We start from the raw sequence: 18,693 nt of genomic DNA on the forward strand, positions 1-18,693 counted from the left end.
TAAATTTTTCAGGAGCTAATAATGGATCATCTACCCATGCCGAAATTCGGACCGCTGGCCGGATTGCGCGTTGTCTTCTCCGGTATCGAAATCGCCGGACCGTTTGCCGGACAAATGTTCGCAGAATGGGGCGCGGAAGTTATTTGGATCGAGAACGTCGCCTGGGCCGACACCATTCGCGTTCAACCGAACTACCCGCAGCTCTCCCGCCGCAATTTGCACGCGCTGTCGTTAAATATTTTCAAAGATGAAGGCCGCGAAGCGTTTCTGAAATTAATGGAAACCACCGATATCTTCATCGAAGCCAGTAAAGGTCCGGCCTTTGCCCGTCGTGGCATTACCGATGAAGTACTGTGGCAGCACAACCCGAAACTGGTTATCGCTCACCTGTCCGGTTTTGGTCAGTACGGCACCGAGGAGTACACCAATCTTCCGGCCTATAACACCATCGCCCAGGCCTTCAGTGGTTACCTGATTCAGAACGGTGATGTTGACCAGCCAATGCCTGCCTTCCCGTATACCGCCGATTACTTTTCTGGCCTGACCGCCACCACGGCGGCGCTGGCAGCACTGCATAAAGTGCGTGAAACCGGTAAAGGCGAAAGTATCGACATCGCCATGTATGAAGTGATGCTGCGTATGGGCCAGTACTTCATGATGGATTACTTCAACGGCGGCGAAATGTGCCCGCGCATGAGCAAAGGTAAAGATCCCTACTACGCCGGTTGCGGTCTGTATAAATGTGCCGACGGCTACATCGTGATGGAACTGGTGGGCATTACCCAAATTGAAGAGTGCTTTAAAGATATTGGCCTCGCACATCTACTCGGTACGCCGGAAATCCCGGAAGGCACTCAGCTTATCCACCGTATCGAATGCCCTTACGGCCCACTGGTAGAAGAAAAACTCGATGCCTGGCTGGCGGCACATACCATCGCAGAAGTTAAAGAACGCTTTGCCGAACTGAATATCGCCTGTGCCAAAGTACTGACCGTACCGGAACTGGAAAGCAATCCACAGTATGTTGCCCGTGAATCAATCACTCAGTGGCAAACGATGGATGGTCGCACCTGCAAAGGGCCGAACATCATGCCGAAATTCAAAAATAACCCCGGACAAATCTGGCGCGGAATGCCCTCACATGGCATGGACACGGCTGCCATTTTGAAAAATATCGGCTACAGCGAAAACGACATTCAGGAGTTGGTCAGCAAAGGTCTGGCCAAAGTTGAGGACTAAACGCGTGGCGTCAGTCGGCTTGCCTGACTAGCGCCCGCCCAATAACAAACGAACAAAAATGGATAGAGGTGCAATGGATATCATTGGCGGACAACATCTACGTCAAATGTGGGACGATCTGGCGGACGTTTACGGTCATAAAACGGCGCTGATTTGTGAATCCAGCGGCGGAGTCGTTAACCGGTATAGTTATCTTGAGTTAAATCAGGAGATTAACCGCACGGCAAACCTGTTTTATACGCTGGGGATTCGCAAAGGCAACAAGGTTGCACTACATCTCGACAACTGCCCGGAATTTATCTTTTGCTGGTTCGGGCTGGCAAAAATTGGCGCGATTATGGTGCCGATTAACGCCCGCCTGTTACGCGAGGAAAGCGAGTGGATCTTGCAAAATAGCCAGGCGTGCCTGCTGGTGACCAGTGCGCAATTTTATCCTATGTATCAACAGATTCAGCAGGAAGATGCCACTCAATTGCGGCACATTTGCCTGACAGATGTGGCACTTCCCGCTGATGATGGAGTGAGTTCATTTACTCAACTGAAAAATCAACAACCTGCCACCTTGTGCTATGCACCGCCGCTATCGACTGACGATACGGCGGAAATTCTCTTCACCTCCGGCACCACCTCCCGACCGAAAGGTGTGGTGATTACCCATTACAACCTGCGCTTCGCTGGATATTACTCCGCCTGGCAGTGTGCACTGCGTGACGATGACGTCTACATGACGGTAATGCCTGCGTTTCATATCGATTGCCAGTGTACTGCGGCGATGGCGGCGTTTTCTGCCGGGGCCACCTTTGTGCTGGTCGAGAAATACAGCGCCCGCGCCTTCTGGGGACAGGCGCAGAAGTACCGCGCCACCATTACCGAATGTATTCCGATGATGATCCGTACGTTGATGGTGCAGCCGCCTTCAGCGAACGATCGGCAACACCGCCTGCGGGAAGTGATGTTTTATCTCAACTTGTCGGAGCAGGAAAAAGACGCATTTTGTGAACGCTTCGGCGTTCGCTTGCTGACGTCTTATGGGATGACGGAAACCATTGTGGGCATTATCGGCGATCGCCCTAGCGATAAACGACGCTGGCCGTCGATTGGTCGGGCGGGGTTTTGCTACGAAGCGGAGATCCGCGACGATCACAATCGCCCGCTCCCGGCAGGTGAGATCGGTGAAATCTGTATTAAAGGCGTACCAGGGAAAACCATCTTCAAAGAGTATTTTCTCAACCCGAAAGCCACTGCGAAAGTGCTGGAAGCCGACGGCTGGCTACATACCGGCGATACCGGATACCGCGACGAAGAAGGCTTTTTTTATTTCGTCGATCGCCGCTGCAATATGATCAAACGCGGTGGCGAGAATGTCTCCTGCGTGGAGCTGGAAAATATCATCGCCACCCATCCGAAAATTCAGGACATCGTGGTTGTGGGTATTAAAGATTCGATTCGCGATGAAGCCATCAAAGCATTTGTGGTGCTGAATGAAGGTGAAACATTGAGCGAAGAGGAATTTTTTCGCTTCTGCGAACAAAATATGGCGAAATTTAAAGTGCCCTCTTATCTGGAGATCAGAAAAGATCTGCCACGTAATTGCTCGGGGAAAATAATTAGAAAGAATCTGAAATAAATGAAACGTCAGGGAACTACCCTGCCAGCTAATAATCACGCCCTAAAACAATATGCATTTTTTGCAGGGATGTTGTCGTCCCTAAAAAAGCAAAAATGGAGAAAAGGAATGAGTGAATCATTACATCTGACCCGCAATGGATCAATTCTGGAAATTACCCTTGATCGCCCAAAAGCGAATGCTATTGATGCAAAAACCAGCTTTGAAATGGGCGAAGTATTTCTAAATTTCCGTGACGATCCGCAATTACGTGTCGCCATTATTACCGGTGCCGGAGAGAAATTCTTTTCCGCGGGCTGGGATTTAAAAGCGGCAGCAGAAGGCGAAGCACCGGATGCTGACTTTGGCCCGGGTGGTTTTGCGGGATTAACCGAAATTTTCAATCTCGACAAACCAGTTATCGCAGCTGTGAACGGCTACGCCTTTGGCGGCGGTTTCGAACTGGCGCTGGCGGCAGATTTTATTGTTTGTGCCGATAACGCCAGCTTCGCCCTGCCGGAAGCCAAACTGGGCATCGTTCCTGACAGCGGCGGTGTGCTGCGTCTGCCGAAGATCCTGCCGCCTACCATCGTCAATGAAATGGTGATGACCGGCAGACGAATGGGCGCAGAAGAGGCGCTGCGTTGGGGGATAGTCAACCGCGTGGTTAGCCAGGCGGAACTGATGGATAACGCCCGCGAACTGGCTCAGCAGCTGGTTAACAGCGCCCCGCTGGCGATTGCGGCGCTGAAAGAGATCTACCGCACCACCAGCGAAATGCCGGTAGAAGAAGCGTATCGCTATATTCGCAGCGGCGTGTTGAAACACTATCCATCGGTTCTGCATTCGGAAGATGCCATTGAAGGGCCGCTGGCGTTTGCCGAGAAGCGCGATCCGGTGTGGAAAGGACGTTAACAACCGTGAGCTATTACGCCTTTGAGGGGTTAATTCCGGTGGTTCACCCGACGGCGTTTGTCCATCCCAGTGCCGTCTTGATTGGCGATGTGATTGTGGGAGCCGGTGTCTACATCGGCCCACTCGCCTCACTGCGTGGTGACTACGGGCGGTTGATCGTGCAAGCGGGAGCCAATATTCAGGATGGCTGCATTATGCATGGCTACTGCGACACTGACACCATCGTTGGGGAAAACGGCCATATCGGGCATGGAGCGATCCTGCATGGTTGTGTGATTGGTCGCGATGCATTGGTCGGGATGAACAGCGTAATTATGGATGGCGCGGTCATTGGCGAAGAGAGCATTGTTGCCGCAATGAGCTTTGTCAAAGCAGGCTTTAGTGGCGAGAAACGCCAGTTGTTGATGGGTACGCCAGCCCGCGCTGTACGCAGTGTTAGTGACGACGAGTTACACTGGAAACGGTTGAATACCAAAGAGTATCAGGATCTTGTCGGGCGCTGTCATGCATCGTTACATGAAACGCAGCCACTGAGGCAAATGGAGGAAAATCGCCCCCGTTTGCAGGGGACGACGGATGTGACGCCTAAACGGTGATCTTGCCGGATGCGACCTGGTTGCTGGATAAGATGCTACAACATCGTATCTGGCAAGCAGGACGCCCGGTATCAACGAGATAAAATTAACGACGCATACTCTTTGACAACATCATCTGCCACTTCTGCTCGCGGTTAAGTTCCGTGAGCGGAACGGCAGGAATACGCGGTGTCTTTCTTACGCCGACTAATTTTTCCCGACTGTTATTGCGCAGGCGCGCGTAAATTTGCTCATCGATATCGACCACTTTAACCAGTCGCTGACACTGGCATCCCCGCCCTTCCAGCTTATTAGGGATCATCTTAACTTCGCAGCTTATTTCTGTGACTTCCGACAGAATATAAGTCAGGGTATTAACCGCCTTGCTGTGTTCAATATCGAAATGAATAGAGATCTCTCTTGCTATCACCCACCGATTTTCAGCCATCATCCATTCGGCGATTAACAAGTAGAGTGGTTTTTCAACATATCCTTCACACATACGAACTCCAGTTTCACAAATTAAAAGTCTAGCTATGACTCGTTTTGAAGCAATTAAACAAGGCCATATTAAAATTGTGGATATATCGATAGTATGCAACTTCACCGTCGATAAGTGTGAGCTAAATCCTGCTTATGTCATCAAAAATATCGATTCCCCAAAAGATTTACTTAATGGGCAAAAAAAAACGGTCCTCATCAGAGAACCGTATTAGTTATTCGATCAAATTAGCGGATGAAAAATATCCGCCACGACACGCTATTATTTGATCTGTGCGTGCATTTCCTGCACCGAAATTACTTTTTCAGTCGCATCGGCATTCAGCGCCATCGCGGTAGCGAAACCACCGTTCAGGGTGGTGTCATAATGCACTTTATATTGCAGCGCACTGCGACGGATCACGCGGGAGTCTTCAATCGCACGACGGCCTGAGGTGGTGTTGATGATGTAGGTATATTCGCCATTCTTGATACGGTCCTGAATGTGCGGACGGCCTTCATGCACCTTGTTTACCAGACGCGGATTGATACCCGCTTCGCCCAGCACAATCGCCGTGCCGTGGGTCGCATCCAGCTCGAAGCCCTGTTTCAGCAGTTTTGCCGCCAGGTCCACCACGCGTTCTTTATCGCCTTCGCGCACGGAAAGCAGCGCACGACCGTGTTTCTTCATGGTGGAGTTGCTGCCCAGCTGCGCTTTGGCGAACGCTTCAGCGAAGGTGCGGCCCACGCCCATGACTTCCCCGGTAGAGCGCATTTCTGGCCCTAACAGCGGGTCAACGCCTGGGAATTTATTGAACGGCAGCACCACTTCTTTCACCGAGTAGTACGGCGGAATAACTTCTTTGGTTACGCCCTGCTCAGCCAGCGATTTGCCAGCCATCACACGCGCCGCCACTTTTGCCAGCGGTACGCCGGTGGCTTTGGAGACGAACGGAACAGTACGCGCCGCACGCGGGTTTACTTCAATCAGGTAAACTTCGTTGTTTTTCACCGCAAACTGCACGTTCATCAGACCGCGCACCTGCAATTCGAAGGCCAGTTTCTGCACCTGCTGGCGCATCACATCCTGAATTTCCTGACTTAAGGTGTACGCTGGCAGCGAACATGCGGAGTCACCGGAGTGCACACCCGCCTGCTCGATGTGCTCCATGATGCCGCCAATCAGCACCATTTCGCCGTCGCAGATGGCATCCACGTCAACTTCTACTGCGTCATCAAGGAAATGATCCAGCAACACTGGCGCATCGTTAGACACGCTAACCGCCGTCTGGAAGTAGCGACGCAGGTCAGCTTCGTCATAGACGATTTCCATCGCCCGACCGCCGAGAACGTAAGACGGACGCACCACCAGCGGGTAGCCAATCTCTTTTGCCTTCTCAACTGCCATTTCAATAGCAGTAACGGTGGCGTTCGCCGGTTGTTTCAGTTTCAGACGGTCAACCGCATGCTGGAAGCGTTCACGGTCTTCCGCACGGTCGATAGCATCCGGGCTGGTGCCGATAACCGGTACGCCAGCGGCTTCCAGTGCACGCGCCAGTTTCAGCGGGGTCTGACCGCCGTACTGAACGATAACGCCTTTCGGCTTCTCAATACGCACGATTTCCAGCACATCTTCCAGAGTTACCGGCTCGAAGTAGAGGCGATCGGAAGTGTCGTAGTCGGTAGAGACGGTTTCCGGGTTACAGTTAACCATAATGGTTTCGTAACCGTCTTCACGCAGCGCCAGCGAGGCGTGTACGCAGCAGTAGTCGAATTCGATACCCTGACCGATACGGTTTGGACCGCCGCCAAGCACCATGATTTTTTCACGGTCGGTAGACGGATTCGCTTCGCACTCTTCTTCATAAGTGGAGTACATGTAAGCGGTGTCGGTGGCAAACTCTGCCGCACAGGTATCCACGCGCTTGTAGACCGGGTGCAGGTCATATTGGTCACGCAGCTTACGGATTTCCGCTTCGCGTACGCCCGCCAGTTTTGCCAAGCGCGCATCGGCAAAGCCTTTGCGTTTCAGCTGGCGCAGGAATTCAGCGTTCAGGCCAGTGATGCCCACTTCCGCCACTTTCTCTTCCAGACGCACCAGTTCTTCAATCTGTACCAGGAACCAGCGGTCAATGTTAGTCAGGTTGAAGACGCCGTCCACAGACAGGCCCGCGCGGAAAGCATCGGCGATGTACCAGATACGCTCTGCGCCTGCGTCTTTCAGTTCGCGACGGATTTTGGTTAACGCTTCCGGGTCATCCAGGCTCACTTTCGGGTCGAAGCCAGTTGCGCCCACTTCCAGGCCGCGCAGCGCTTTTTGCAGGGATTCCTGCTGCGTGCGACCAATCGCCATCACTTCGCCAACCGATTTCATCTGAGTGGTCAGACGGTCGTTAGCACCGGCGAATTTTTCGAAGTTGAAGCGAGGAATTTTAGTAACCACATAGTCGATGGACGGCTCGAAGGAGGCCGGAGTACGTCCGCCAGTGATGTCGTTCATCAGTTCGTCTAGGGTGTAACCCACCGCCAGTTTCGCCGCCACTTTAGCAATCGGGAAACCGGTCGCTTTCGACGCCAGCGCCGAAGAACGGGACACGCGTGGGTTCATTTCGATAACAATCAGGCGACCGTTTTTCGGGTTCACCGCAAACTGGACATTGGAACCACCGGTTTCAACGCCGATTTCACGCAGCACCGCCATCGAGGCGTTACGCATGATTTGATATTCTTTGTCGGTCAGCGTTTGGGCTGGCGCGACAGTGATGGAGTCACCGGTGTGGATGCCCATCGCATCAAAGTTTTCGATAGAGCAGACGATGATGCAGTTGTCGTTTTTATCACGCACCACTTCCATCTCGTACTCTTTCCAGCCGATCAGCGACTCATCAATCAGCAACTCTTTGGTCGGAGAGAGATCCAGACCGCGGGCGCAAATTTCTTCAAACTCTTCACGGTTATAAGCGATACCGCCGCCGCTACCGCCCATGGTAAAGGATGGGCGAATAATGCACGGGAAGCCCACGTCAGCGGCAACAGCCAGCGCTTCTTCCATCGTGTGTGCGATACCGGAACGCGCGGTTTCCAGACCAATTTTCTTCATCGCTACGTCGAAACGACGGCGGTCTTCTGCTTTATCAATCGCATCGGCAGTGGCACCAATCATGGTGACACCGAACTCTTCCAACACGCCCTGACGTTCCAGCTCCAGCGCGCAGTTCAGCGCCGTCTGACCGCCCATGGTTGGCAGCACCGCGTCCGGGCGCTCTTTTTCAATAATCTTGCGTACCACTTCCCAGTGAATCGGCTCGATGTAGGTCGCATCGGCCATTTCCGGGTCGGTCATGATGGTCGCCGGGTTGGAGTTCACCAGAATGACGCGGTAACCCTCTTCGCGCAGGGCTTTACATGCTTGCGCGCCAGAGTAGTCAAACTCACACGCCTGACCGATAACAATCGGGCCCGCACCCAGAATCAGGATACTTTTTATATCTGTACGTTTTGGCATGGCTCTTTTACTCCTGATTACTTAGCGGTTTTACGGTACTGCTCAATTAACTTGATAAAGTGGTCGAACAACGGCGCGGCGTCGTGTGGACCAGGGCTGGCTTCAGGGTGACCCTGGAAGCTGAACGCCGGCTTATCGATGCGATGAATGCCCTGTAACGTACCGTCGAACAGGGATTTATGCGTGACACGCAGGTTTGCAGGTAATGTTGCTTCATCCACCGCAAAACCGTGGTTCTGGGCGGTGATCATCACCACGTTTTTCTCCACATCTTTAACCGGATGGTTGCCGCCGTGGTGACCAAATTTCATTTTGACAGTCTTCGCACCGCTCGCCAGCGCCAGCAGCTGATGACCGAGACAGATGCCGAATACCGGAATATCGGTTTCGAGGAACTTCTGGATGGCGGTAATGGCGTAATCGCACGGGGCCGGGTCGCCAGGACCGTTGGAGAGGAAGATGCCGTCTGGATTCATTTTCAGCACATCTTCCGCAGAAGTTTGCGCCGGAACGATGGTCAGGCGACAGCCTCTATCCACCAGCATCCGCAGGATGTTGCGCTTGGCACCAAAATCATAAGCCACGACGTGGAACGGCAGCTCGTCTTCTTTTTTCGCTTCTGGCAGGCCGCCGGTCAACGTCCAGCTCCCTTGTGTCCAGCTATAGGCTTCTGCGGTGGTCACTTCTTTTGCCAGATCCATGCCGTTCAGACCTGGGAACGCGCGGGCTTTTTCTAACGCCAGCGCCGCATCCGGGTTATCGCCTGCGATAATGCAGCCATTCTGTGCGCCTTTCTCGCGCAGTAAACGCGTCAGCTTACGGGTATCGATATCGGCAATCGCCACGATGTTATGGCGCTTCAGGTAAGAAGAGAGGTCTTCGGTATTACGGAAGTTGCTGGCAATCAGCGGCAGGTCGCGAATCACCAGACCTTGTGCATGTACCTGAGAAGATTCTTCATCGGCGTCATTAGTGCCGACATTGCCAATATGGGGATAAGTAAGAGTAACGATTTGACGAGAATAGGAAGGATCAGTGAGGATTTCTTGATAACCGGTCATTGAAGTATTGAAAACGACTTCCCCAACCGCCGAACCTGTTGCCCCTATGGCCCGACCGTGAAACTGGGTTCCGTCTTCCAGAACCAATAGCGCTGACTTAATCAAAACACCCTCCAGAGAATACTCACTCACTTTATTTGCATATTAATTCACAGTGATGACGTAAATCAATGCAAATCTGCTTACCGACGAATTTCTGGCAAACGGCGGCATTCTGGAGATATGGGCGCTAAAAGTCAACTTAATGGCAGGATTTTTTATATTATTTTGTGGCTCATGCATGTTTTACAGGCATTAAGCGACAAAAACATCATCTAACCTGTTCTGGAAAACGCTTGCGCAGCAAGAAGATTGCATGAAATAAAAACGAGCAGGAAAAAGTGGACCAAATGGTCAAAATTTACATTAAAACAACAAAAATAGAAGACGAAACATGTAATTTTTGGCAGTTATAGAAAATTTAAAAGCATAACACCAAAAATAAAAGGGCTAAAAATTAAAGCCCTTTATAATTAATAAATTAAATGTGTTACTTTTGCATCATAATAAACATTTTGTGGTTACAAATTATTGAGATCAAGCACATCTCGCATATCAAAAAGACCACTTTCCTTACCACTCAACCACAAAGCCGATCTTACCGCACCGTTAGCAAATGTCATGCGGCTGGACGCCTTATGGGTGATCTCCAGACGCTCGCCAATATCGGCAAACATCGCGGTATGTTCGCCAACGATGTCACCTGCACGCACGGTAGCAAAACCAATGGTACCTGGCACACGTTCACCGGTATGGCCTTCACGACTGTAGACCGCGCAATCTTTCAGATCTTTATCAAGGGCGTGGGCGATCGCCTCTCCCATTGCCAGTGCGGTGCCTGACGGCGCATCAACTTTATGTCTATGATGTGCTTCAATAATTTCGATATCGGTGTAGTCACCCATCACTTTGGCTGCTTTCTCCAGCAGCTTAAGCATGACGTTAACGCCAACGCTAAAATTGGCGGCAAAGACAATCGCAATATCGGCGGCGGCGTCACGAATTGCCTGTTTACCGGCTTCGTCAAACCCCGTAGTGCCGATCACCATCCCTTTGCCATGCTGCCGACAAAAAGCGAGATGGTTCAGCGTACCTTCCGGACGGGTAAAATCGATAAACACATCAAAATCATCTTTTATCGCATCAAGACTGCTTTGCACGGTAACGCCTGTTTTCCCTGCACCAGCCAGCTCACCGGCGTCGCTGCCCAGTAAAGAAGATCCTTCGCGCTCCAGCGCCGCGCCCAGCTGCACGCCTTCTAATGCCAGTGCCGCCTGAATCAACTGGCGGCCCATACGCCCCCCGGCTCCCGCGATGGCAACGCGGATGTTTGCATCATGCATAGCTATTCTCTTTTGTTAATTTGCATAGACCGTTTTCAGAGTAACCAGCGCATCGCTACGCCGCCAGCCAAAAACGCTGATAATTAGAAATTAATGATAAACAGGGAGGGATATCAGTGAAAGGCATGAGTCGATGAATGACTGCATGCCGATAACATGTGACAGGTTACGGCACCAGAGCCAGCACCTCAGCCACCCACTGTTGGAAGCCTTTTACATTCAGATCCAATGCCACCTGTACATTGGCTGGTTTGCCCAGGCAACCGTCGATATCAACCACCGTCGTGCCTGAGGTAAATTCGCCTTGAGTTTCTACCGCGACAAAACACGGCTTGAGGGTGAATAAGTCCGGGCGCACCAGCCAGGCGATGGCGCAGAGATCGTGCATTCGCAGACCGCTTTGCATACTGCCGCTACGGTAGTGGCTAAACAGGGCGTGGAGCATTTTTCCGGTGCGATTCAACTCCGGTAAAGTAGCGAGATAGTCAGGGGTTAATATTGCCTGATTGGTGACATCCAGACCGCACATGACAATTTCGATGCCGCTACGGAAGACACAGGCAGCCGCTTCTGGATCGGCAGCGATATTAAACTCGGCATTTGGTGTACAGTTGCCGCGACCAGCAGAACCGCCCATGATCACCAGACGACGAATATACGGTTTACATTCCGGGCATTGTAAAAGTAACAGCGCAATATTGGTTAACGGGCCGATGGCCACCAGGGTAACGGGCTCTGGTGCACGCATCAGGGCATCCCGAATCGCCAGAAACGCCGGTATCCCGAGTGGCTTTCGGTTGTGCTCAACAAAGTCGTAGCCAGCCATTCCCGATTCGCCGTGCACAGATGCTGCATCACGCGGTGCGCGTACCAGCGGCACAGCGGCTCCCTGGGCGAGCGGAATCTCCGCATTCCAGAAATGCAGCAGTTGCAGGGCATTGCGGGTAGTTTTCTCAACCGAGACATTACCCGCGACGGTGGTCATCAGTTGCAGGTCGAGTTCGGGGGCAAAAATCGCGGCGGCAATGGCGACGGCATCGTCAATGCCGGGGTCAGTATCGAGGAAGATAGGTAAACGCATGTTTTCTTCATAAAAAATGCCGGTAACAAGACCGGCATTTTCGCATAACTTAGGCTGCTAATGACTTAATCGACTTCACGAATATCGACACGCAGCTCTTTCGGCACTTCGAAAACAATATTTTCTTCACGGCCTTCCAGCGGAATGGCTTCACCACCACCCAACTGCTGCAAACGTGCCACCACATTCTGCACCAGAATATCCGGAGCCGATGCGCCCGCAGTCACGCCGACGCATTTAACCTCTTTCACCCACTCTTCCTGGATATCTTTCGCATCGTCAATCAAAAACGCGTGTTTGCCCATACGCTGGGCCAGCTCCGCCAGACGGTTGGAGTTGGAGGAGTTTTTCGAACCGACCACCAACACAACTTCCGCCTGTTCTGCCAGGGCGCGTACCGCTTCCTGACGGTTAGTCGTGGCGTAGCAGATGTCATCTTTGCGCGGACCGACAATTTTCGGGAAGCGTTTACGCAGCGCGTCGATCACATCAGACGTGTCATCCACCGACAGCGTGGTTTGGGTCATAAAGGAGAGCTTCTCTTCGTTTTTGACCGTCAGTTTCCACACATCGTCTGGCGATTCGACTAGATACATTCCCCCTTCGGGGTTGCTGTACTGCCCCATCGTCCCTTCCACTTCCGGGTGCCCGGCGTGGCCGATGAGAATAGATTCTTCGCCACGGCGACTGGCGCGGGCAACTTCCATATGCACTTTGGTCACCAGCGGACAGGTGGCATCAAACACCGTCAAATCGCGGCTTTTCGCTTCGTTACGAACCGCCTGAGAAACACCGTGTGCGGAGAAAATCAGGATCGCGCCGTCCGGCACTTCGCTAATCTGCTCAATAAAGATAGCCCCACGCTCGCGCAAGCTATCGACCACGTAGCGGTTATGCACCACTTCGTGACGGACATATATCGGTGCGCCGTAAATGGCCAGCGCGTTTTCAACAATGCTGATAGCGCGGTCTACCCCGGCACAAAAACCACGCGGGTTGGCCAACAGGATCTGCATGTTACGCCTCCAGTGCCGGATCGATTTCCAGCACTTCAATATCAAAATGAACGGTCTGCCCGGCCAGCGGATGGTTGAAATCAACGGTAATGGAGTCGCCGTTAATTTCGCGGATCACACCAGGCATCTCACTGCCATCCATTGCGGTAAAAAGCATGATTGCGCCAATTTCTGGCTCGCCTGCATCCATAAATTCACGGCGGGAGAAGTACTGAATCAGGTCCGGTGACGGCACGCCAAACGCCGCATCTGGCTCCAGCGAGAAGGTGGTTTTGTCGCCCACTTTCAGCCCCAGCAGGTGTTGCTCCAGCCCTTCAGAAAGAGAAGCATCGCCCAGGCGGAACAGCGCCGGTTTACCGTTGTTGCGAGTAGACTCGGCGGTGGTGCCATCGTCGAGTTTTAGCGTGAAGTGCACCAGGACGGCGCTATTGCTCTGTACAGATTCAGACATGCAGGTTTGCTCTTATTTTTGAGGATTTTTGCCGGATGCGGCCTACGATTTCGTAGCAATCTGTAGGCCGCATCCGGCAGGATTTATTATTGTTTTTTCGCTTTGGAAGGTAAAAACCCTTCCAGCACGATCAGTGCCGCACCGACACAAATGGCAGTATCGGCAAGGTTGAAGGTGGCGAAGTGCCAGTCGCCGACGTAGAAGTCGATCATATCGACAACGAAGCCGTGCCACAGGCGGTCGAACAGGTTGCCCAGCGCGCCGCCAATAATCAGCGCGTAAGCGATATTGTTTAGCTTCTGCGTGGCCTTCGAGCGATACATCATCACTGCCAGGAGCACGCTAATACCAATCGCAATACCGGCAAAGAACCAACGCTGCCAGCCGCCGCTATCGGCAAGGAAACTAAACGCCGCGCCATAGTTACGCGCATAATGCAGATTAAGCGACGGGAACAGCGGGACCGTATCCCCCAGAGCAAAGTTCTGGAGGATCAGGTATTTGCTGCCCAGATCGATAATCAGCACGACTACCACCAGCCACAGCCAGCGTAGCCCTGTTGAACAGATCGATTGACTCATCAGGCAAACTTACGTTTTTCACCGTCACCGGCGACGTTGCTGACACAGCGGCCGCAGATTTCTGCGTGTTCCGCCACCTTGCCGACATCCTGGGTGTAGTGCCAGCAGCGTGGGCACTTCTCACCTTCGGCTTTACTCAACGCGACTTTCAGCCCTTTGAGTACTTCGCTCTGCTGAGCATCAGCAGGTGCGTCGTTATAGTCTGCAACGGTAGCGCCGGAGGTCAACAGGACAAATCGTAATTCATCGCCCAGCGCGGTCAGTTTCGCCGCCAGTTCCGGTTCTGCATACAAGGTTACTGCCGCTTCCAGCGAGCCACCCACTTTCTTGTCGGCACGCGCTTGCTCAATGACTTTGTTCACTTCGCCACGCACTTTCAACAGCTCGTCCCAGAACGCATCGTTCATTGCTTCACTGTCTGCCAGACCAAACAGGCCTTCGTACCACTCACCGGTGAAGACGTATTTTTCACGTTCGCCCGGCAGATAGCCCCACACTTCATCAGCGGTGAAGGAGAGGATTGGTGCCATCCAGCGCACCAGCGCTTCAGCGATGTGATACAGCGCAGTCTGGCAGCTACGACGCGCCACGCTATCCGCTTTGGCGGTGTACTGACGGTCTTTGATGATGTCGAGGTAGAAGGAACCCATCTCAACGGAGCAGAAGCGCATCAGACGCTGTACCACTTCGTGGAAATCGTATGCTTCGTACGCCTTGAGGATGTCTTCCTGTGCCGCTTTCGCACAACCTACGGCCCAGCGATCCAGTACCACCATCTCTTCCGGTTTCACCATATCTTTTGCTGGATCAAAACCATTCAGGTTTGCCAGCAGGAAGCGCGCGGTGTTACGGATACGACGATAGCTATCGGCAGCACGTTTCAGGATCTCGTCAGAAACGGCCATTTCACCGGTGTAGTCGGTTGATGCCACCCACAGACGCAGAATATCCGCGCCCAGTTTGTTCATCACATCCTGCGGCGAAACGGTGTTGCCGATGGATTTAGACATCTTGCGACCCTGACCATCCACGGTAAAGCCGTGGGTCAGTACCTGACGATACGGCGCTTTGCCTTTCATCGCGGTGGAGATCATTAGGGAAGACATGAACCAACCACGGTGCTGGTCAGAACCTTCCAGATACATGTCCGCTGCGTGACCGGCAAATTCCGGACGCACGTCAACAACAGAAGAGTGGGTAGATCCGGAGTCAAACCATACGTCGAGAGTATCCGGCACTTTCACATACTGGTCAGCTTCGTCGCCGAGGATCTCTTTCGCATCGAGATCCCACCACGCCTGGATGCCGTCAACTTCAACGCGTTTAGCCACTTCTTCCATCAGTTCGAGGGTACGCGGATGCAGCTCTTCCGTGTCTTTGTGCACGAACAGTGACATCGGTACGCCCCAGGTGCGCTGACGGGAGATACACCAGTCAGGACGGTTAGCAACCATCGACTCGATACGCGCCTGGCCCCAGTCCGGGAGCCACTGCACGCCTTTGATCTCTTTCAGTGACTGCGCACGCAGACCTTTCTGATCCATGCTGACGAACCACTGCGGTGTCGCGCGGAAGATGATCGGCGTTTTGTGACGCCAGCAGCACGGATAGCTGTGCTGCATTTTCTCAACGTGCAGCAGCGCGCCTTTTTCCTGCAGCAGCGCAACGACGATGTCGTTCGCTTTGAAGACGTTCACGCCATCCAGCGTCGGATAAGTGCCCGGCAGATAAGTGCCGTCCGGGCCAACCGGGTTAGCGGTTTCCAGGCCGTATTTCTGACCGATCACATAGTCGTCCGGGCCGTGGCCAGGCGCGGTGTGAACGGCACCGGTACCGGCATCCAGGGTAACGTGATCGCCGAGGATTGCCGGAACGTCGAAGCCCATAAACGGATGGGTAAAGCGCAGCAGCTCAAGCTCTGCACCTTTTACCGTGCCGAGAATGGTGTAATCGGTCACGCCGATACGCTGCATTACGCTTTCAACCAGATCTTTCGCCAGAATCACGGCCTGACCGTCGATCTGCACCAGCGCATAGTCGAAATCAGGTGCAATAGAGATTGCGCGGTTCGCAGGCAGAGTCCACGGCGTAGTGGTCCAGATCACCAGCGAGATTGGGCCGTTAACGTTGCTTACGCCAAATTTCGCTTTCAGCGCATCCTGATCGACCGCCTGGAAAGCGACGTCAATGGACGGAGAAGTTTTGTCGTAATACTCAACTTCCGCTTCTGCCAGTGCAGAACGGCAGTCTACGCACCAGTGCACCGGCTTCGCGCCTTTGTGCAGGTGACCATTGCCGATGATTTTGCCCAGCGCGCGGATGATGTTGGCTTCAGTTTTGAAGTCCATAGTCAGATACGGGAGCGACCAGTCGCCCAGCACGCCCAGACGGATAAAGTCTTTGCGTTGACCGTCAACCTGGGTCGCCGCGTATTCGCGGCACTTGGCGCGGAACTCGGCGGCGGTGAATTTCTCACCCGGCTTACCGTATTCTTGCTCTACTTTCAGCTCGATCGGCAGACCGTGGCAGTCCCAGCCAGGCACATACGGCGAGTCATAACCGGAAAGCCCTTTGGACTTCACGATAATGTCTTTCAGAATCTTGTTAACCGAGTGACCAATATGAATGCTGCCATTCGCATAAGGAGGGCCATCATGCAGAATGAAGGTTTTTTTGCCTTTTTTAGCCGCACGGATGATGCCGTACAGATCATCATCAGTCCAACGCGCCAGCATTCCCGGTTCGCGCTTGGCGAGATCGCCACGCATCGGGAACCCTGTTTCCGGCAAATTCAGGGTTGATTTATAGTCACTCATCAGATTCTCGGTTCCGTGTTTCGGTTTGATTACATAACAGGCTTAAGCCGGTTTTGTTAGCCCAAAAAATTCGCGGGCGGTTAATTCATCACGCGCAATCTGCGCTTTCAGTTCGTCCAGCGACGCAAATCGCTGCTCATTGCGTATTTTTTTACGCAGCACTACTTGTATATGGCGACCGTAAAGGTCCATTGCAACATCTAACAAATGCACTTCCAGCTGCTGGCGAATACCGGCAACCGTTGGGCGTGTTCCGATGTTTGCCACGCCGGGTAACGGCTTTTCACCGAGGCCCAGCACTTCTACCGCATAAACCCCTTTCACCGGGGAAACCTGACGGCGTAGCGGTACATTCGCCGTCGGGAAACCTATAGTGCGCCCTAATTCATCACCGTGGACTACACGCCCGGAGATGGCAAACGGGTGCCCCAGTAAACTTTCTGCCAGAGCCAGATTGTCATCAGCCAGCGCCTGACGCACGGCGGTGCTGCTGATACGCACACCACCTTCGCAAAAAGTTTGCGTACTGGTGATATCGAAGCCGTATTCCATGCCAGCTTTCTGTAATAACAAGAAATCGCCTTCACGACCAGCGCCAAAGCGGAAATCATCACCTACGGCAAGAAATTTTACGCGCAAATGCTTCACCAAAAGATCGCTGATGAAATTTTGCGCGGTTAACGCCGCAAAACGCCTGTCGAAACGCACGCACAGCACGTAATCAACGCCACACTCTGCAAGGTAACGCAGTTTTTCCCGCAGCCGGGTCAGTCTTGCCGGGGCTTTATCGGTAGCAAACAGTTCCAGTGGTTGAGGTTCAAAAAGCATCACCATCACCGGTAAGTTGCGCTTGCGCCCTTCTTCCTGCAAGCCCTGTAACAGCGCGCGATGACCGCGATGCACGCCGTCGAAATTACCAATAGTCAGCACACACCCTTCTTGCGGGGCCTGGCTGAGATTATGTATGCCGCGTATCAGCTTCATGTCTGGCTCAAAACAGTGAAAATCGTCCGAGTATACCTTGTACAGCGGTCAAGGTTAACCGGCGATTGAGTACCGAAATCAGAAAGAAGTGGCTTTTCATTGCCATGGAGCAAATCACGGGAAGAAACTGACCGCCTGCTGCAATTTTTATCGCGGAAAAGCTGTATTCACACCCCGCAAGCTGGTAGAATCCTGCGCCATCACTACGTAACGAGTGCCGGCACATTAACGGCGCTTATTTGCACAAATCCATTGACAAAAGAAGGCTAAAAGGGCATATTCCTCGGCCTTTGAATTGTCCATATAGAACACATTTGGGAGTTGGACCTTGGCTAATATCAAATCAGCTAAGAAGCGCGCCATTCAGTCTGAAAAGGCTCGTAAGCACAACGCAAGCCGTCGCTCTATGATGCGTACTTTCATCAAGAAAGTATACGCAGCTATCGAAGCTGGCGACAAAGCTGCTGCACAGAAAGCATTTAACGAAATGCAACCGATCGTGGACCGTCAGGCTGCTAAAGGTCTGATCCACAAAAACAAAGCTGCACGTCATAAGGCTAACCTGACTGCACAGATCAACAAACTGGCTTAATCGCCAATTTGCTGAAGCTTTGTGAAAAAGCCCGCGCAAGCGGGTTTTTTTATGCCTGCTGCTTTTGTGATGCGTGAGAGAACACACTGCCGGTTGCCAGATAGTCAAAAGAGACATGCCGTTGTACTATCTGAACTCTTCGTGGCTTAAGAATCGTAGAACCATCGGCTGATACATTCTGAACAAGAATATCTACTCAATCTCCAGACTCCCCCACAAAGAATATGGATATTGTGATACACATTGAGGTATTAAACTTAAGACCACTCTATTTTTGAATTAAATTCCTATATACTTTAACCATTCATAAATATCTCCTCATTAGACCTTGTAGGTAATGCTGCCAACTTACTGATTTAGTGTATGATGGTGATTTTAAGGTGCTTGCGTGGCTTCCATTTCCATCAGA

Annotated in this window: 16 protein-coding genes; 5 read left to right on the top strand and 11 right to left on the bottom strand. The window is 52.5% G+C overall.

Annotation, left to right across the window (positions count from 1 at the left end; all coding sequences use genetic code 11):
* Nucleotides 1-21: 21 nt before the first annotated feature.
* The 4 genes from caiB (at nucleotide 22) to caiE (ending at nucleotide 4,356) form a co-directional block, all read left to right on the top strand.
* The gene (gene caiB / locus ABZJ92_RS03370; protein ID WP_000349932.1) at nucleotides 22-1,239 is read left to right on the top strand and encodes an L-carnitine CoA-transferase; all 1,218 of its coding nucleotides are present in this window, start codon (nucleotides 22-24) and stop codon (nucleotides 1,237-1,239) included.
* A gap of 73 nt (nucleotides 1,240-1,312) precedes the next feature.
* Complete coding sequence (gene caiC, locus ABZJ92_RS03375) at nucleotides 1,313-2,866, top strand: crotonobetaine/carnitine-CoA ligase (RefSeq protein WP_005053636.1); 1,554 nt, start codon at nucleotides 1,313-1,315, stop codon at nucleotides 2,864-2,866.
* A gap of 108 nt (nucleotides 2,867-2,974) precedes the next feature.
* Complete coding sequence (caiD, locus tag ABZJ92_RS03380) at nucleotides 2,975-3,760, top strand: crotonobetainyl-CoA hydratase (protein ID WP_005053639.1); 786 nt, start codon at nucleotides 2,975-2,977, stop codon at nucleotides 3,758-3,760.
* A 5-nt stretch (nucleotides 3,761-3,765) separates the two neighbouring features.
* Nucleotides 3,766-4,356, top strand: coding sequence for a carnitine operon protein CaiE (gene caiE / locus ABZJ92_RS03385; protein ID WP_000122884.1), 591 nt, complete (start codon nucleotides 3,766-3,768; stop codon nucleotides 4,354-4,356).
* Nucleotides 4,357-4,441: 85 nt separating this feature from the next.
* Here the strand turns inward: caiE and caiF are convergent, their stop codons facing one another.
* From caiF to ABZJ92_RS03440, 11 genes are all read right to left on the bottom strand, one after another.
* Entirely contained in the window at nucleotides 4,442-4,837 is a 396-nt protein-coding gene (gene caiF / locus ABZJ92_RS03390; RefSeq protein ID WP_000333125.1) for a carnitine metabolism transcriptional regulator CaiF, read from the bottom strand.
* 261 nt (nucleotides 4,838-5,098) lie between these two features.
* Nucleotides 5,099-8,320, bottom strand: a complete 3,222-nt coding sequence (gene carB / locus ABZJ92_RS03395) for a carbamoyl-phosphate synthase large subunit (protein WP_001126371.1) — start codon at nucleotides 8,318-8,320, stop codon at nucleotides 5,099-5,101.
* Nucleotides 8,321-8,337: 17 nt separating this feature from the next.
* Nucleotides 8,338-9,486, bottom strand: coding sequence for a glutamine-hydrolyzing carbamoyl-phosphate synthase small subunit (gene carA / locus ABZJ92_RS03400; RefSeq protein ID WP_005086795.1), 1,149 nt, complete (start codon nucleotides 9,484-9,486; stop codon nucleotides 8,338-8,340).
* A gap of 455 nt (nucleotides 9,487-9,941) precedes the next feature.
* Nucleotides 9,942-10,763, bottom strand: coding sequence for a 4-hydroxy-tetrahydrodipicolinate reductase (gene dapB / locus ABZJ92_RS03405; protein ID WP_000543585.1), 822 nt, complete (start codon nucleotides 10,761-10,763; stop codon nucleotides 9,942-9,944).
* Between the two features lie 166 nt (nucleotides 10,764-10,929).
* Nucleotides 10,930-11,844 carry a ribonucleoside hydrolase RihC gene (gene rihC, locus ABZJ92_RS03410; RefSeq protein WP_001239124.1) on the bottom strand — a complete coding sequence of 305 codons (915 nt, stop codon included), beginning with the start codon at nucleotides 11,842-11,844 and terminating at the stop codon, nucleotides 10,930-10,932.
* Nucleotides 11,845-11,909: 65 nt separating this feature from the next.
* Nucleotides 11,910-12,860, bottom strand: a complete 951-nt coding sequence (ispH, locus tag ABZJ92_RS03415; protein WP_001166389.1) for a 4-hydroxy-3-methylbut-2-enyl diphosphate reductase — start codon at nucleotides 12,858-12,860, stop codon at nucleotides 11,910-11,912.
* Between the two features lies 1 nt (nucleotide 12,861).
* Nucleotides 12,862-13,311 carry an FKBP-type peptidyl-prolyl cis-trans isomerase gene (gene fkpB / locus ABZJ92_RS03420; protein ID WP_000004655.1) on the bottom strand — a complete coding sequence of 150 codons (450 nt, stop codon included), beginning with the start codon at nucleotides 13,309-13,311 and terminating at the stop codon, nucleotides 12,862-12,864.
* 86 nt (nucleotides 13,312-13,397) lie between these two features.
* Nucleotides 13,398-13,892, bottom strand: a complete 495-nt coding sequence (gene lspA / locus ABZJ92_RS03425) for a signal peptidase II (protein WP_000083382.1) — start codon at nucleotides 13,890-13,892, stop codon at nucleotides 13,398-13,400.
* Complete coding sequence (gene ileS, locus ABZJ92_RS03430) at nucleotides 13,892-16,708, bottom strand: isoleucine--tRNA ligase (protein ID WP_353765425.1); 2,817 nt, start codon at nucleotides 16,706-16,708, stop codon at nucleotides 13,892-13,894. Before ileS ends, lspA begins: the two co-directional genes overlap by 1 nt.
* Nucleotides 16,709-16,750: 42 nt before the next feature.
* On the bottom strand, nucleotides 16,751-17,692 hold the full coding sequence (gene ribF, locus ABZJ92_RS03435; protein WP_000767329.1) for a bifunctional riboflavin kinase/FAD synthetase: 942 nt from the start codon (nucleotides 17,690-17,692) through the stop codon (nucleotides 16,751-16,753).
* Between the two features lie 7 nt (nucleotides 17,693-17,699).
* Nucleotides 17,700-17,918, bottom strand: coding sequence for a DUF2575 family protein (locus ABZJ92_RS03440; RefSeq protein ID WP_011110533.1), 219 nt, complete (start codon nucleotides 17,916-17,918; stop codon nucleotides 17,700-17,702).
* Between the two features lie 102 nt (nucleotides 17,919-18,020).
* Here ABZJ92_RS03440 and rpsT point away from each other — a divergent pair, with 102 nt between their 5' ends.
* Nucleotides 18,021-18,284, top strand: coding sequence for a 30S ribosomal protein S20 (gene rpsT, locus ABZJ92_RS03445; protein ID WP_001274021.1), 264 nt, complete (start codon nucleotides 18,021-18,023; stop codon nucleotides 18,282-18,284).
* The last annotated feature ends 409 nt before the right edge of the window (nucleotides 18,285-18,693 follow it).

It is taken from the genome of Shigella sp. FJ200513 (genome assembly GCF_040495915.1).
Lineage (GTDB): Bacteria > Pseudomonadota > Gammaproteobacteria > Enterobacterales > Enterobacteriaceae > ECMA0423.

Excerpts from the sequence above, each read along its gene's own strand:
- caiB (WP_000349932.1), top strand. The coding sequence starts at position 22 with ATGGATCATCTACCCATGCCGAAATTCGGACCGCTGGCCGGATTGCGC.
- caiC (WP_005053636.1), top strand. The coding sequence starts at position 1,313 with ATGGATATCATTGGCGGACAACATCTACGTCAAATGTGGGACGATCTG.
- caiD (WP_005053639.1), top strand. The coding sequence starts at position 2,975 with ATGAGTGAATCATTACATCTGACCCGCAATGGATCAATTCTGGAAATT.
- caiF (WP_000333125.1), bottom strand. The coding sequence starts at position 4,837 with ATGTGTGAAGGATATGTTGAAAAACCACTCTACTTGTTAATCGCCGAA.
- carB (WP_001126371.1), bottom strand. The coding sequence starts at position 8,320 with ATGCCAAAACGTACAGATATAAAAAGTATCCTGATTCTGGGTGCGGGC.
- dapB (WP_000543585.1), bottom strand. The coding sequence starts at position 10,763 with ATGCATGATGCAAACATCCGCGTTGCCATCGCGGGAGCCGGGGGGCGT.
- rihC (WP_001239124.1), bottom strand. The coding sequence starts at position 11,844 with ATGCGTTTACCTATCTTCCTCGATACTGACCCCGGCATTGACGATGCC.
- ispH (WP_001166389.1), bottom strand. The coding sequence starts at position 12,860 with ATGCAGATCCTGTTGGCCAACCCGCGTGGTTTTTGTGCCGGGGTAGAC.
- fkpB (WP_000004655.1), bottom strand. The coding sequence starts at position 13,311 with ATGTCTGAATCTGTACAGAGCAATAGCGCCGTCCTGGTGCACTTCACG.
- lspA (WP_000083382.1), bottom strand. The coding sequence starts at position 13,892 with ATGAGTCAATCGATCTGTTCAACAGGGCTACGCTGGCTGTGGCTGGTG.
- ileS (WP_353765425.1), bottom strand. The coding sequence starts at position 16,708 with ATGAGTGACTATAAATCAACCCTGAATTTGCCGGAAACAGGGTTCCCG.
- ribF (WP_000767329.1), bottom strand. The coding sequence starts at position 17,692 with ATGAAGCTGATACGCGGCATACATAATCTCAGCCAGGCCCCGCAAGAA.
- ABZJ92_RS03440 (WP_011110533.1), bottom strand. The coding sequence starts at position 17,918 with ATGTGCCGGCACTCGTTACGTAGTGATGGCGCAGGATTCTACCAGCTT.